9 protein-coding genes and 2 pseudogenes are annotated in these 14,708 nt (G+C 62.7%); 5 read left to right on the top strand and 6 right to left on the bottom strand.

The features are described 5' to 3' along the window. Positions 1-26: 26 nt before the first annotated feature. A complete protein-coding gene (locus tag DFR50_RS17115; RefSeq protein ID WP_113890492.1) occupies positions 27-1,826 on the bottom strand; it encodes a pyridoxal phosphate-dependent decarboxylase family protein in 1,800 nt (599 codons plus the stop codon). A 324-nt stretch (positions 1,827-2,150) separates the two neighbouring features. Here DFR50_RS17115 and DFR50_RS17110 point away from each other — a divergent pair. The 3 genes and pseudogenes from DFR50_RS17110 to scpB all read left to right on the top strand — a co-directional run bounded on the left by DFR50_RS17110 (position 2,151) and on the right by scpB (position 5,134). Continuing rightward, positions 2,151-3,523: pseudogene (locus DFR50_RS17110) on the top strand (transposase). Positions 3,524-3,570: 47 nt separating this feature from the next. Continuing rightward, entirely contained in the window at positions 3,571-4,473 is a 903-nt protein-coding gene (locus tag DFR50_RS17105; protein WP_113890491.1) for a DUF1403 family protein, read from the top strand. 4 nt (positions 4,474-4,477) lie between these two features. Continuing rightward, positions 4,478-5,134 carry an SMC-Scp complex subunit ScpB gene (gene scpB / locus DFR50_RS17100; protein ID WP_113890490.1) on the top strand — a complete coding sequence of 219 codons (657 nt, stop codon included), beginning with the start codon at positions 4,478-4,480 and terminating at the stop codon, positions 5,132-5,134. A 153-nt stretch (positions 5,135-5,287) separates the two neighbouring features. Here scpB and DFR50_RS17095 read toward each other — a convergent pair whose 3' ends face one another. The 3 genes from DFR50_RS17095 to DFR50_RS17085 all read right to left on the bottom strand — a co-directional run bounded on the left by DFR50_RS17095 (position 5,288) and on the right by DFR50_RS17085 (position 6,695). After that, a complete protein-coding gene (locus tag DFR50_RS17095) occupies positions 5,288-5,554 on the bottom strand; it encodes a hypothetical protein (protein WP_245427872.1) in 267 nt (88 codons plus the stop codon). Positions 5,555-5,647: 93 nt separating this feature from the next. Further along, the gene (locus DFR50_RS17090) at positions 5,648-6,415 is read right to left on the bottom strand and encodes an IS6 family transposase (RefSeq protein ID WP_113890489.1); all 768 of its coding nucleotides are present in this window, start codon (positions 6,413-6,415) and stop codon (positions 5,648-5,650) included. Further along, positions 6,387-6,695 carry a DUF1403 family protein gene (locus DFR50_RS17085; protein WP_113890488.1) on the bottom strand — a complete coding sequence of 103 codons (309 nt, stop codon included), beginning with the start codon at positions 6,693-6,695 and terminating at the stop codon, positions 6,387-6,389. The genes DFR50_RS17090 and DFR50_RS17085 overlap by 29 nt, the downstream gene beginning before the upstream one ends. A gap of 332 nt (positions 6,696-7,027) precedes the next feature. Here DFR50_RS17085 and DFR50_RS17080 point away from each other — a divergent pair, with 332 nt between their 5' ends. Then, complete coding sequence (locus DFR50_RS17080) at positions 7,028-10,012, top strand: AAA family ATPase (RefSeq protein WP_170153255.1); 2,985 nt, start codon at positions 7,028-7,030, stop codon at positions 10,010-10,012. Positions 10,013-10,173: 161 nt separating this feature from the next. On the opposite strand, the gene DFR50_RS17075 is transcribed toward DFR50_RS17080, so the two are convergent. Next, positions 10,174-11,100 carry an SDR family oxidoreductase gene (locus tag DFR50_RS17075; protein WP_113890486.1) on the bottom strand — a complete coding sequence of 309 codons (927 nt, stop codon included), beginning with the start codon at positions 11,098-11,100 and terminating at the stop codon, positions 10,174-10,176. Between the two features lie 304 nt (positions 11,101-11,404). Further along, positions 11,405-13,828 (bottom strand): FAD-dependent oxidoreductase, encoded by a 2,424-nt coding sequence (locus DFR50_RS17070; RefSeq protein ID WP_113890485.1) that lies wholly within the window; start codon positions 13,826-13,828, stop codon positions 11,405-11,407. A gap of 86 nt (positions 13,829-13,914) precedes the next feature. On the opposite strand from DFR50_RS17070, the pseudogene DFR50_RS17065 reads away from it, so the two are divergent. Beyond that, positions 13,915-14,052 (top strand): annotated as a pseudogene (locus DFR50_RS17065) (DUF188 domain-containing protein); the annotation flags it as partial. Positions 14,053-14,708 lie beyond the last annotated feature (656 nt).

Here is a 14,708-nt window from a genome sequence, read left to right as displayed (position 1 = left end):
CGGCCGCCACTGAGGAGTTCCGATGTCTATGCGGCAGCCAATACCCTGCTCTTCATTACGTCATCGCGTGCGGCCTGGACGCAGCGGACCACATGCTTCATGATCTCTGGTGTGACATATGGGTTCATCGGGAACGATTTCAGCGCGAAGACCACCTCGTCAGAGTCATGCTCGTCGCGATTATATTCGGTGGTGCGGAAGCCGGTGGTAAAACTCATCCAGGGCGTGAACTGACCATCGATCTTCTTGCCGGTGCGATACCATTCGAACAGCAGATTGCCGACCGCCTCGGTGAGATGGTTGTGCTTGATCAGATCGGGGCGCCCGCCCGGATTTGTCAGTTCCTTGTTATACTGGGCCTTTGCATCAACCCCCTTGGGATAAACGCGATAGAGGTTGATTAGGCCGGTGTCTTCGGCATTGACGCACACCATGTCCGGCTCTTTTTCGAGCAGATCGTAGAGATAGTATTTCGTTTCCAGTATACCGCCAAGCAGCGCCTGGAAACCTTCAATACCAAAATACTTCAACGTCGCCCAAGCTGCGAGGGCGCCCTGGGCGGTGCGTGATGTTTCCAGTGTATAGTACATCGGATTGAAAGGCGTCCGAACCTGGAGATACGCATCTTGGCCCCGGCGATGGAGCGACTCGAATTCATCGGCATCCTTGTACAGGAAAAGACTGCTTATATAGGGCGCATATCCTACCTTGTGAAAATCGATGCCAATGCAATCTGCATGCTCGATCTCCTTCATCATTTCTCCGTTCTGCTTAAGAATCGGCAGGATCCGGTCAGAAAAACCAAGCGGGTTCCCAATAAAATCGTAGTCCTTGAAGTAGATCCATGACCATCCGACAACAGCATCGGCGTAGATGACTGTCTTGCCGAAGCCTTTGGGGTTGGGGTAGCGATCGAGCAGTGTCCGCACCTTGCCGATCGGGTCAAAGCAGCTCGAATCAGTGGTTCCCATCGTGCAGACGACGACAGCGATCGGTGTCTTCGACGCGGTGAGCTCCTTCAGGATTCGCTCAAGATCAATCAAATCCATCTGGTTGGTGGCGATGTCGGTTTTGACGCGAATGACGTTGTCCTCGCCAAGGCCGGACCAGTCGCTGCAATTGGCCTGACAGTAGTGGGCCTGCTCCGAACAGATGATTTTGGCGTCCGTTCGAATGCCTTTTTTGCGCGAATCCGGCAGGACACGGGTCAGACCGTACTTGACGCCGTAGAGCCAGCACCCGGTGCCGCCGAATGTAAACAGGCCGCCCGCTTTTTGCGCGTCCCATCCGACGAGGTTCGACAGCATGCCGGCGCTTTCGAGTTCCGCGCGCTGGACGTTCCACGAATATTCGCCCTCGATCAGGCTTGCCGCAAATACCTGGGCCATCATTGACGCCATGATCGCCGCCGTATTTCCCTGCGGCAGCACGTTGCACATGGTAAGTGGACTGCCCCAGTTGCCAAGACCTTGGAACATATCCACGACCCCATTGAGCACGTCATCGATCGGTCCCATCTCTTGGGCAATCTTGACGTCCTTGACCTCCGGATAGGTCCAGGTCAGCTCGGCGTTATCACCGAGATAGGCGGGGCCGCCCTTTTCGGGACGAAGCATGTCGAGCTTGCCGACGAACTTGCCAATCTGCTCGGCGAGCGGGTCCTTGCCGCCGCGGTAGGGCAGCGGGAATTCGCTCCTCATCTCGGCGCGGTACTTCGCCCATTTCGGCGCCTTGCTGTTGGCTGAGCCGTCAGCCTTCCAATGGCCCTCGTGAGCCAATCGAGACGCATGCCTTATCGCAGCCGTGGGCTGTGTGACCTTGTTCATGGAAGACCTCGCTCGGATTGCCCGCTTGCGGCCGGATCGTCTGCGATCTGGCGGCGCCAGTCGGCGGGCTAGGCAAGCACGGTAGGTGGCCTCGCTCGGCAGCGCCAGATTCGGAAATTACTCAGGGCGGACGAGCCCAGGCGCGCGACTACATTCCGAGCCTGTCTGCAAGCGGATTGCGGCGGTACGGCGCACAATGTCCGCACCTGGCGCTGCCTGCGCGTTCGGCCAACGACCGCAATCCGACTGATATTGTTGAAAAACTCGCTTGCTTCGCGGACTCGGCTCTGATTCAGTTTTCTTAATGATTCTGGGGCTTTCGCGATGATCGGCGAGCGGAAAGTGGTGCAGGAGTCGCTGTTCTACGGCTTCAGCCTCGAGCGGCATGTCCCGGACAATCACCTGCTTCGCAAGATCGACCGGTTCGTCGACCTTTCGGAGGTCCGCGCGCATCTGGAGCCGTATTACAGCGAGACGGGTCGCCCCTCGATCGATCCCGAGGTGATGATCCGGATGCTGATCGTCGGCTACTGCTTCGGTATTCGCTCCGAACGGCGGCTGTGCGACGAGGTCCACCTCAATCTGGCCTACCGTTGGTTCTGCCGGTTGGGGCTCGACGGCGACGTCCCGGATCATTCGACCTTTTCCAAGAACCGTCACGGCCGTTTTCGCGAGAGCGATCTCCTGCGCAAGCTGTTCGAGACCGTGGTCGCGCGCTGCATCAAGGAAAGGATCGTGGGCGGCGAAGCGTTTGCGGTCGACGCCAGCATCATCGTGGCGGACGCGCATCGGCGGCGAAGCGTCTCCAGGCCGAAGACCTCGACCCGACGTCCAGTCGCGCCGTCGCTGAATATCTGTCGGTCCTGGACGACGCGGCCTTCGGCGGGTCGACGCCGGTCGAACCGAAGGTGATCTCGCCAACCGATCCGGCGGCCCGCTATACCGCCTCGGCCAACTCCGTCGCCGGTTATGCCTATTCCGACAACTATCTCATCGATCTGAAGCATGCGGTGATCATGGACGTCGAGGCGACGACGACCATTCGCCAAGCGGAAGTCGGCGCGGCCAAAACGATGCTCGACCGCACGGCCGAACAGTTCGACGTCACCCCGTCGCGCCTGGTCGCGGATGGGGGCTACGGCTCGGCCGAGATAGTTGCGTGGCTGGTGGACGAGCGCGGGATCGAGCCGCATGTGAAACTGATCGACAAGGCCGAGCGCACGGACGGAACCTTCTCCCGCAGCGACTTCGCCTTCGATCCAGAGCGCAACGTTTATGTCTGCCCCGACGGCAAAGAGCTCAAGAAATACCACCGCGCTTTCGCTAAGCCCCGCGATGGGGTGACGAAAGCCGGCACCATGATCTACTTTGCGCGCAAGCAGGACTGCGAAGCCTGCGCGCTCAAGCCCAAGTGCTGCCCAAACGGCCCAGTACGGACAATCGGCCGCTCCATTTATGAAGCCGCTCGCGACAAGGCCCGTGCGATCGCGAAGACCGAGGCCTACGCCGTCTCGTGTCGCGAGCGAAAGAAGGTCGAGATGCTCTTTGCTCATCTGAAGCGCATCCTCAGGCTCGATCGATTGCGCCTCCGCGGCCCAAGCGGAGCCAAAGACGAGTTCCTATTAGCCGCCACAGCCCAAAATCTGCGGAAACTGGCGAAGCTGGCGCCCTTCCAGGGGCCGGTCTTCGCCACATGAAGCGGGGACCCCCGCTTTTGCCTCGTTGACAGCCGCCGCTGACCCGTATGGCGCCTGCCTCAAGAAGGGGTTTTTCAACGAAATCCGACTCAACGGTCTCGTTCGTCGTGTCTATCGATCGGGGGGAGTCCACCCACTCAGGACATCACCATCAGGATTGCCGTAGGCGATCGAGCCGACCACACGGCATTCGGCCGTCTTGGACCTATGCCCAGAACCTGCTAAACAGGCGGGAGGATGAAGCGGCGCTGCGCGACGCGATCGCCCTCGCCAAGCCCGGGCAAGATCTCGGTCCCGCGGGACGGGCCTATTCGGCGTTCCGCGCGCTCGTCGACCACGGCAGCGCCTTCCGCCCCGGGCGGCTCGTTGTGGTCGCTGCCGACCTGCAGTCGCCGATCCCGCCGGAGCACGCGGCGGAGCTCATCGCCGCACTCCGGGAGATAGTCATCGGAGGTCGCCCGGCCCCGGTCGTCGCAGCCGCGGCCGCCACAGCGGTCATGGACCTTCGGGCCGACGTCGAGTCGCTCGCGCTTCTTTGCGCCGACGCCGCGCTGGCCAAGACCCTCGGCTGGCCGACGCCGCTGCCGCTGCTTGCCGGCGAATTGTTCGCCCGCCGCGCCGCGGGCGAGGGACGGCGGCCGCGGCCGGGCGAGGCGGGGTGGGGCAGGCTCGTCGCGCTGAGCTACGGCCGCGCGGCGCTCGCCGCGCTCGACCTGGCGCAGGACCTTTCCCGCCGAGCGGTCCGGCTCGCTGACGCCGCGCCGAAGCTTCGAGCTAAGGGCAAGACCGGCGCCATCACGGCGCTGTTAGGCGACGACGCGGTCTCCGCCGCGGCGCCCATCGCGGGCCTCAGCGATCGCGCCCGGCGGCGGCTGTTCGACCGCCTGGTCGCGCTTGGCGCGGCGCGCGAGCTCACCGGCCGCGCGGCATTCCGGCTTTACGGGCTTTGACGCCATGGCGCGGAAGTTCAACCCAGAGACTGACTTCGACCGCGAGCTCGCCGACATGCCGCCGGAACTGCGCTGGCGCGAATGGAAGGCGCAGGTCGAGGCGGTGCTGTTCGCCGCGGCGAAGCCGGTGACTCGAGACGTGCTCGCCCGCGTCGTCGGCCGCGACTGCGCGCTCGAGCTTTTGCTTGACGATCTCAGCGAGGATCTGCGCGGGCGGCCGATCATGTTGGTCAGGGCAGGGGAGAGTTTTGCCCTTCACACCCGGCCCGCCTTCGGCCCAGCTATTCGCGTCGCCTTCGACATCCCGGCCGACGCGAAAGAGCTGACGAAACTCGAGGCCGGCGTGCTGATGGCGGTCGCCATGTTTCAGCCGGTCACCAGGGGGGAGATTTCCGAGATGTTCGGGAGGGAGATCTCGCGCGACCTGATCGCCGCGCTGCGCGAAGAGGGCCTGATCGCCGCCGGGCCCCGCAGCCCGAAACTCGGCGCGCCCTATGCATACGTCACCACGGAGAAATTCCTGTTCGAGTTCGGGTTCGAGTCGCTGCGCGACCTGCCGGACATCGAGGCGCTCAAGGACGCGGGGTTGATCGGAACGGAGGCGGAGACCGTCAGCGACCGCTTGATGCGATCGCAAGAGTCGAGAGATCGGGTCGAGTAGGGTACATTCTGCCAAGGGTGGGAGCAGAGGTTCGGTTCGCCTACTGAAAGCCTCCTCAGGAAATCATTGTGTTATCGGAAGGCGGTCGCGGGGCGGTCATTCGCTTTTCCGGCATGGTGCTCACATGGTGGCCACCATGGCGAAGGGCAGTCTCTAGGAAGTCGGCCTCAGCAGCACGCATACGTCGTCCCTCGGCGTCATGATCGTTGTGTGGACCTTTGCGCGCGTGACGCTGACGCGGAAATTCTGGCGCGCCTGCGTCATCGGCCCATCATAGACATTGCCGGATACGATCCGACCAGGATTGGCTACGATCTCGCCTCGCGCCCGCTTCGGCCACCCCTCGAAGATGATAACCTCGTCGAATTGCTTCCCCTTTGCCTTGTGCATATTCATCACCACGACGCCGGCCTCCGGCATGTGAGCCGTCGCGAAGTGCTCCTGCACGAACGACGCTGTTGCAATCTTCCGGCGCGGGCCGCACGAAGGCGCCCGAATGGTTCGGTTAACCTGTCACGCCGATTCGAGTTCGATCTGCTCGCTGTGAAATTGGACTGTCTCAGCCAGGACGGAGGCGCCGAGACCGAAGGCGCGCTCGACGATGCGAGCCTCGCCTCGCATGTCACGCGTGATATTGAAGGCCGATGCCTGTCCTTTGCGGAGCGCGTGCATCACTTCGAAGCCTTTGATCGTTGCGTAGGCCGTCTTCAGCGTCTTGAAGCCTCTGACCGGTCGGATCAGCTGCTTCAGCTTCCCATGGTCAGATTCAATGATGTTGTTCAGATATTTGACCTGCCGGTGCAGCGTCTCCTCGGGACATCGGCCTTCCTTCTTCAGCTCGGTCAGCGCGGCGGCGTAGGTCGGCGCCTTGTCGGTGTTGATGACCCTCGGCTTCTCCCAGTCCTTCAGGCCGCTCAGCGCCTTGCCGAGAAAGCGCTTCGCCGCCGCCGTGTTGCGCGTCGGGGAGAGGTAGAAGTCTATGGTGTTCCCATGCTTGTCGACGGCCCGGTAGAGATAGGCCCATTGGCCGCGGACCTTCACGTAGGTCTCGTCGATCCGCCAGCTGGTCGAGCGCGGCCCGCGCCACTGCCAACGCAGCCGTTTCTCGATCTCGGGTGCGTATTTCTGAACCCAACGGTAAATCGTCGAATGGTCGACCGAGACGCCGCGCTCGCCCATCATCTGCTCGAGATCACGATAGCTCACCCCGTAGCGGCAATACCACCGGACCGCCCAGAGCACGACCTCACCCTCAAAGTGGCGCCCCTTGAAGTCCGACATGGCCCGCTCCCGTCCCTCGCACTGGGCCCATCTCGACGGAGGACGGTGGGTTTTGCAACAGAGCCTTCTGGGCTACCGCGACGGCGCTCTTCAGGGCGAGGCGGCGGCGAAAGGCGCCGGCCCACGGCGGGTCGGATTTGGCGACGGAATCGAGCGCCGCGAGGGCCGCGCCGGCGAAAAACAGGGCGTCCGCCTCGGAATTGTCGCGAAAAGACCCGCCCGGCCGGGCCCAGGCGGGAGCGCGGGGCGGTTCGAAGGGGACGGGGTCGACGCGAATCATGCCGGAAATGGTAGCCGACGGCGGCGCTTATGACCATCGTTTGGCAGCGAAAGCGCCCCAGGTGTCGACCAGATTCGATGTCCGATAATTGCATTATCAGACGTTTATGAAAAACCCTGGAACCGTACGTAATGGCAAAGCGGGCAGAGTTCCAATGTGGGGGGAGGCCCCAATATCCGCATCAAATCTCGCTTCATTATTGCCACCGTCATCACGCGTCTGATCTGCGTTCAGATGGCGTTTGGCATCCATTTCTGATCGAAGGGACTTCGACGCCGCGTCCCTCGGCTGAACGACGCGGTTTCCGCGCGCCGTTCGCGTACACTTCCCGAATGCGAATCGTCACATATCGCGACCTCCGCCCCGGCCGCTTCGCCAAACCGCTCGAACGACTGCAAGCGGCGCTCGCCCGCGGCGACTTCGCCGCCGCAGGGCTTAAGAAACTCGCCCCCACGCCCTATTGGCGAGCCAAGCTCAGCGACGAGGCGCGCCTCCTGATGCAATTCGTCCCATACAACGGCGAAACCGTCTGCCTGTTTCTGGAGGTGATCGCCGACCACGCCTACGAAAAGTCTCGCTTCCTGCGGGGCGCGCCGGTGGATCGCAACAAGATCGAGGCCGGTCCGGACGATCTGACGCCTCAGCCCGAGCCGACCGCGCGCCTGGGCTGGGCGCTCAAGTGGCTGCCGCCGGAGGCGGTGGAATTCGACCTCATCGACAAGCCGATCGTTCTCGACGCCGCGCAGGAGGCGGTGCGCCGCCATGCGCCGCCGCTTGTCATCATCGGCCCCGCGGGCTCGGGCAAGACCGCCGTGACGCTCGCCAAGATGCGCGAGGCGGCTGGAGACGTCCTCTATGTGACGCTCTCCGCCTATCTCGCGCAGACGGCGCGCCGGCTCTATGGCGCGCACAGCTATGAAAATCCGCACCAGAACGCCGAATTCATGAGCTTTCGCGAATTCGTCGATACGATCGCCGTCCCTGAGGGCGAGGAGGTTCATATTTCCGCCTTCCGCGCCTGGCTCGAGCGCCGGCGAGGCGGCCTCAAAGGCGATTTGCGGCAGGCGGACGCGCATGCGCTGTTCGAGGAATTCCGCGGCGTGCTCGGCGCGCCCGCGGGCGGGGCGCTGACCGAGGCCGAATATCAGGCGCTCGGCGTGCGCCAATCGCTCTACCCGGCGGGAGACGCGCGCGCGGCCGTGCATGACCTCTTCGAGAAATATCGGGCTTGGCTGAAAGAGGAGAAGCTCTTCGATCTCAACCTCGTCTCGCACGCTTGGCGCGCCAAGGCCGAGCCCCGCTACGATTTCGTCATCGTCGACGAGGTGCAGGATTTCACCAACGCCGAGCTCGCGCTGATCCTCGATACGCTCAAGACCAAGCATCATTTCCTGCTTTGCGGCGATTCGCATCAGATCGTGCATCCGAACTTCTTTTCCTGGGCATCGGTGCGCGCGCTGTTCTGGCGAACGGCGGAGGCGGCCGAAGACACTTCCGCCACGCGCGAAATCTCCGTTCTGCAGACCAACTTCCGCAATACGCAGGCCGTCACCGACCTCGCCAACCGACTGTTGAAGATCAAACAGGCGCGTTTCGGCTCGGTCGACCGCGAGAGCAATTTCCTTGTCCGGTGCGCCTCCGGCGCGGCGGGCGCGGCGCAATTGCTCAAGGGCGAAGACAAGGTCTTGCGCGCGCTCAACGCCACGTCGCGCGCGTCCGTTCGCTACGCGGTCATCGTCCTGCGCGACGAGGACAAGGCGGCCGCCCGCGCCCATTTCGCAACGCCGCTCATCTTCTCCGTTCACGAGGCGAAAGGCCTCGAATATCCGAACGTCATCCTGTTCCAGATGATCTCGGCGAACCGCGCTCCTTACGGCGAAGTGTGCCGCGACGTCGCGCCTAGCGATCTCGAAGGCGAGGAGCTCGATTACCGCCGCGCCAAGGACAAGTCCGACAAATCGCTCGAGATCAACAAGTTCTACGTCAACGCGCTTTATGTCGCGATGACCCGCGCAGTCGAGGGACTGACGATCGTCGAGTCCGACGTTCAGCACCCGTTGCTCCGACTGCTCGAGCTCAAGGAGATCGCGGACATCGCGCCGACGGTGGCTCCGGCGTCGAGCAAGGACGAATGGGCGCAGGAGGCCCGCAAGCTCGAACTGCAGGGCAAGCAGGAACAGGCGCGCGCGATCCGGGAAACGTTTCTGGCCGCACGGCCGACGCCATGGACGCCTTGGTCGCTTGAGACCCTGCGGGAATGGACGCCCAAGGCGCTCGATCCCAAAAATCCGTCCGCCAAGACCAAACAGGCCCTGCTCGACTTTGCGTTGTGGCACGGACAGGGCGCCTATGTCGAAAGGCTCGCGGAAGCGAAATTCGCGCCTGCGCTGACGCTGACCCACCGCGGGCGGTTGCTGGCCCGCATCGCGCAGGTCTTTCACGACGGCAAGTTGGTCGACCTCGCCAAGGTTAAGGGATTCTCGGAAGATCCCCGTAACCCGATGGGCCGCGCGACGCGCGCGGCGGCCGCGGTGCGCGAGCGACAGTTGCGGCCGTATCTCGAACGATCCACGAAGGCCGTCCTGCAGGATTGCGACCTCTACGGCGTCGACCACAAGACCTATTGCGGCGCCACCCCGTTGATGCTCGCCGCGCGCGCCGGCAACGTCGTGCTGATCGAAACCCTGCTCGCGCGCGGCGCCGATCCGGAGATCGTCGACGATTACGGACACACCGCCTGGATGGGCGCGCTCAACCGCGCCACCGACGATCACGCTTTCGCCCGCGCCCATGTCGCGGCGCTATTCGAGCGCCTGGGACCGGAGACGCTCGACGTTCACACAGACGGGCGGCTCGTTCGTCTCGAGCGCGGCCAGGGCGAATTCTGGCCCCTGGGGTTGATGCTGGCCGGCCTCAAGACCCACTGCGGCGGTCTGACCGCCCGGCCGCTCGGGCCCTACCGATATACGCATGGCTTTTTCGCAGATGGCCTGCTCCAGACGCTCGAATGTCTGCCGGAGCATCTCTGGCCGAAAACACGCCGCAAGAAGGACTATCTCAACGGCGTGCTGGGACGAGCGGAGATCGAATCCAGCTACCGGCCCGCCCGCAAGCTCTGGAAGCGGCGCGCGGTTGGCTATTACATGCCCGCGCGCAACATGAAGCTGCGTCGCAAGACGGCGGATGGCGAAGCCTGGATCCCCATCGCCGAAGCCCTCGGTCTGGCGGCGGTCAGCGACGGCGGAGAAGGCAGGCTGTTCGACGTTTACGCCCTGCCCCCTGCGAGCGCGTCGGCGCCGGTAGGAGAGTGGTTCTGATCGGCGTCAATGAGCGGCGAACGCGAGTGACTGCTAACCGATCGTGCGCGACGTGGCAGGCAGGTATCCGTAGCCCAGCGGCTGGAAAGCGGCGGATGTCAGCGGCAGGTGTCGGGAGGGAAGCGGACGCATTCGCGTTTGATTTCAAAACACGTCAACCTCTAGACCAGCCCCTTGTCCTGGCAGTACCGGGCCACCGTTTCCTCAATCGTCGGCAGTTCGCCGAACAAGGTTTTCTGCTTCTGGGTGTCACGGCTGACATAGCCACCTTTGCGCAACCACGCCACCACGGCGAGGCTGTCGCGCAGACGCGGCATGAACCGGACCAGTGGCGGCATCACTGTGAAAAAGATGCGCGGAAAGACACGTTTGGCGACCACCGGTCGGCCCAAGACCCGGGTGAAGGCCGCAGCCACCATCGCTCCGGTGGCCGGAGTGTCGCAGCCTATATCCACGCTCTGGTTCAGAGCGGAAGCCGGAACGTCGAGGGCTGCCTGGGCCGCATACCGAGCGAGGTCCCGCGAGTAGACCAGGGCCATGGGAACGCCAGGGAGAATGTCGGGGAAACACCCTTTCCGGACCCTGTCAGGCACTATGTCCTTGGCTCGGTCCAAGAAAGCGCCCGCGCGCAGGGAAAGATACGGCTGGCGCTTCTCCGCCAGATATTTCTCGGTCTGGAACTTTTGATAAAAATGGGGAACCTCGATCGCTTTATCACACTCGAGAATCGAGATCAGGACAACTCGAGCCACGCCTGCGCTCTTGGTCGCGTCCACCAAGTTCCGATACCCCTCGGTGTCTGTCCGGGAGTTGTCGCCTTTCGTGCGCGCCGAATGGGCGGAGAAGCCAGCCGCGCTGGCGATCACGGCCCGGGCTCTGGGTTCAGCGGTCATAGCCCGCTGTAGCGACGCGGGATCATTGAGATCGGCCACCACAAAATCCGTCACGCCCAGGGCTTCGAGTTTGGTGCGGTCGCTGGTCGCACGAACCATCGCCCTAACCCGTGCGCCCCTTTCGAGGAGGGCCTCGACGATGTGGGAACCCAGGGTTCCAGAGGCTCCCACAACTGTGACTATCGTCGTTTCCATGACTATTTCCCGCCGACAGATACGACCGCGACGCCAAAGTCGTCATCCCCTCGACCTTTAGCGATGTCGTCGCAAGCAAGCCAGACGCGACCTCTCGAAACACATGGGGTGCGCCGAGTTTCAGAAGATTGCATTCTGGCTAGACGCGAATCACCGCATCGGGGTCGATCGCCGATCTTGGCTCGCGGCCAAATCCATATGTAGTGGGTGTCTGCGTTAACCGGATAGCACGGCCCAAACGATCGGACCCCATGCCGAATAACATCCCACGCCCCGATGTTCGGGCCGTACAGGAACGGTTTCCTCAGTTCAGAGTGTCCTGTCGTTTCGTGGCGTGCGCAGCCTCGGCGGGGCTGCCCAGAATGGCGCGTTTTGCCATGTGGTAGCCGGCTTTCTTCAGCCGCTCGATGGTCGGCGCGGAGAAGTTGTTGGCCGCAAAAGGCGGCTCGCCCTCCGCGCCTTCGTTCATAATCCGCGTGATCGTCGTCGGCGCAGTGTCAGCCATCCGCTGAATGAAGCGCGGGCTCTGCCGCAGTCGCTGGCCGGCCTCGGGCTCTAGATTGTCCATGATCTCATACACCAGCCTCCGGAAATCGCCGATCCGTTCCCGATGGCGCACGTCGCTGCGGACGCGTTCCGAATAAACGATCTCTTCGCGCCGCATTAAGACCTCGGCGAGATTCTCTGGCAATCGCTGCTGGCTCGCGAAGAGATCAACGATGAATACGCGTTTGCTAACCTCGCCGCATCGCTCGGTCACCAGTTCCAGCGGTGAATTGCTGACGATGCCGGCGTCCCAATAATGTTTCCTCTGGATGGTGGTCCATGGAAAGGCCGCCGGCAAACTGCCGCTGGCCAGGATATGGTCCACCGTGATGTCATCAGCGCGGCTATCGAAAACTTCAAGCTGCGCGGTCTCGACATTGACGGTGCTGACCAGCAGGCGCACTGGACTTTCTCGGAGGCGGCTGAAATCAACATACTTCTCCAGCAACACTCTGGCCGGCCCGAAGTCGTATAGGCTCGTCCAGTTCCACGGAAGATCGTCCGGCGGCAGCTGCCAGTGCGGCAGGAAGAAACGCGGAGAGCCGAACCAGATGCTCCACCATAACGCCAGCGCTTCCTGCCAGGCTTCGGTGGGCGCGTACGGCGTCGCAACGGAAAGGTCGTTCCAAAATGCGTCCAGCGCCTCGGCGGCTTTACCCGGATTGCCGGCGATGATCGCGCCGTTGAAGGCGCCGATGGAGACTCCGGCGACGATATCGGGATGGATGGCCGCCTCCTCCAGCGCTTTGACCACTCCGCATTCAAAGGCGCCCAAGGCGCCGCCGCCCTGCAGGATCAGAACGGTCTGGGTGGCAACGCCCTCCAGCGCGAAGTTCTCGTCCGAAAGCCTATCATGTATTGAACGCACATTGACGTGATGGCGGATCATCAGTTCGGTTGCGAGCGTCTCGCTGGCTGGACGCCCCATGGAGAAGGAAGCATGCACAACGTCGTTCTTGAGATAGAACAATGCGAATGAGCGATCCTCCAGCGATCCACGGCTGACGCGGTCGTCTACGTCTTGCGTCGAGCCGAGGAAGTTGAAACTGAGGTCGAGAATATTGCAGAAGAAATAGGAAACCTCGTCATAAGCCAATCTTCGCTCGAGCATGTTCCGGGCCGCAAGCCGCCCCTGCTTGACAGCGTTGTCCCAATGCTCGATCCGACGGCGCTGCTTGAATACGATGTCAAAGAAATTCGCCACGTCGCCGGCCGCGAAGACGCCCGGCGCGCTCGTTTCGAGATACTGGTCGACCAAAATGCCGTCGCCAAGCAAAATGCCGCTGTCGCGAAGAAACCCGGTCTCCGGCGTCACGCCGATCGCGACGACCACCAGGTCGCATGGCCAGAGTTCCCCGGAGCGCGCCACCACCGCCTCCACGCGGCTGGCGCCCTTCAAGGCGACGGCGATGTCGTTCGTGCGCAGCTCAATGCCGCGCTCCGCGCAATAGCGGCTGAAGAACGCCGAGAGTTCGGGAGCGGCAAGCTGCGGGAGCAGGAGTTCGTTTTCCTCGATCAGCGTGACATGAACGCCCATGCGGGCGAGCGACGCGGCGACTTCGAGGCCGAGAAAGCCGCCGCCGACAACGACGACGCGCGTGGCGTTCTTGGCGGCCTCTCTGAGCGCCTCGGCATCCCCTATTGTTTGCAGGTAATGGACGCCCGCTAATGTGGAGCCCGGAACGGTCAAGCGAATGGGCTTCGTCCCCGTCGCAATCAGCAGTTTGTCGAAATGGAAGTCCCCGGCGCAATCGGTGCGCACAAGCCGGTCAGGCGCATCGACGGCGACCGCAAGAACGCCAGGCATTATATCGATCGCCCGCTCCCGGTAGTAAGCCGCGTCGTGGATCATAAGCTTCTCTTTTGGCATCGCGCCCAAGAGAAACTGCTTGGGCAAAAAGGTGTGCCCGTAGGGCCGACTTGTCTCGCCCGAGACCAGCAGGATGCTGCCGGTGGCGCCTTCGGCGCGCAGCGTCTCGGCGGCGCTCACGCCGGCCGGGCCGCCGCCAAGCAGCACAAAATCGAAGTGCTTTGGCATTGATTCTCCGTTCGCTTCGATTTCAGTCTTGCCAGGTGTCGCCGTCGAGCCGACCATCGCCGTCGATGCGATCTTCGGTTCCTTCGCCTTCGTCATCGCTAAAGCGTTACCCGAGCGCCGCGCCACGGCAATGATCTCGATCAAGCGCCTCGGATCGGAAAGAATGCTTTTTCCAGCTACAGCAACCCCGTCACGCCGACTTCGGGGGAGGCCGCCGCCTCGTCTCAGCGCGGGTTGTCCTCGGGGCGGTCCCGGACGCTGCGGACGACTGGATCGCCGAGCGGGCCGGGCCAGGCGCAATCGTCGTCACCTCGGACATTCCGCTGGCGAGTCGTTGCGTGAAATCGGGCGCCGAATACCAAGTCCCTAAAGAGCGAACCCATGAGCCCATTGCCGCAATTAAGCGCCAACCGACAATGGCCTTCGACATCCTTCGCTAGTCTCAATCTGTCAATGTAGTGCCCAGTGCGAAGCGACGACCGAGCCGATCATCAGCGCGAAGACAAAAAAGATCAGGCCGACCATGCTGCCCCAACGGTAGGTGACGCCCGCCGTGACGAAAACTAGGCCCCAAAATAGGGTTGAAAGGGGTTTCATGGCTAAGCGACTGCCGTGCGCGCCGATCCTGAATGCCGCAAGTGCCCTGAGGCGCTTTCGGGACTAGGCCGCGCCGACCAGAAAGTGCCCGGCCAATCCGAAACAGAGTGCGACCGCGAGCAACGCCGCGAGACGGGCTAGCAAGTTCGCGGGCGGGCGCAGCCTACGATCACGCTCATCGTTGAGAGCCCAGACCTGCAGTCGAGAGCCGCGGGAGACCGTTCCGTCGGGTGGGAACCTTCGCATGAAACAACTCAGAGCTTTCGGCTTATTCGTTCATAAGCCCTGAGCGCATAAACAAGCGATATGGAATGCGCCCACCTGAAGTAAGAATTCCGTGAGGACCGAGGTCACGGGTATGACCGGCGCCCCTTCGCAGGTCCTCGGCTCCATTCGTTTGATCCCGATCGGCCGGTCGTCTGCCTTA

Source organism: Roseiarcus fermentans (genome assembly GCF_003315135.1).
GTDB classification, from domain to species: Bacteria; Pseudomonadota; Alphaproteobacteria; order Rhizobiales; family Beijerinckiaceae; genus Roseiarcus; species Roseiarcus fermentans.
The sequence above is the reverse complement of the archived record's forward strand: the minus strand, read 5'-3'. Positions and strand labels throughout refer to the sequence as shown.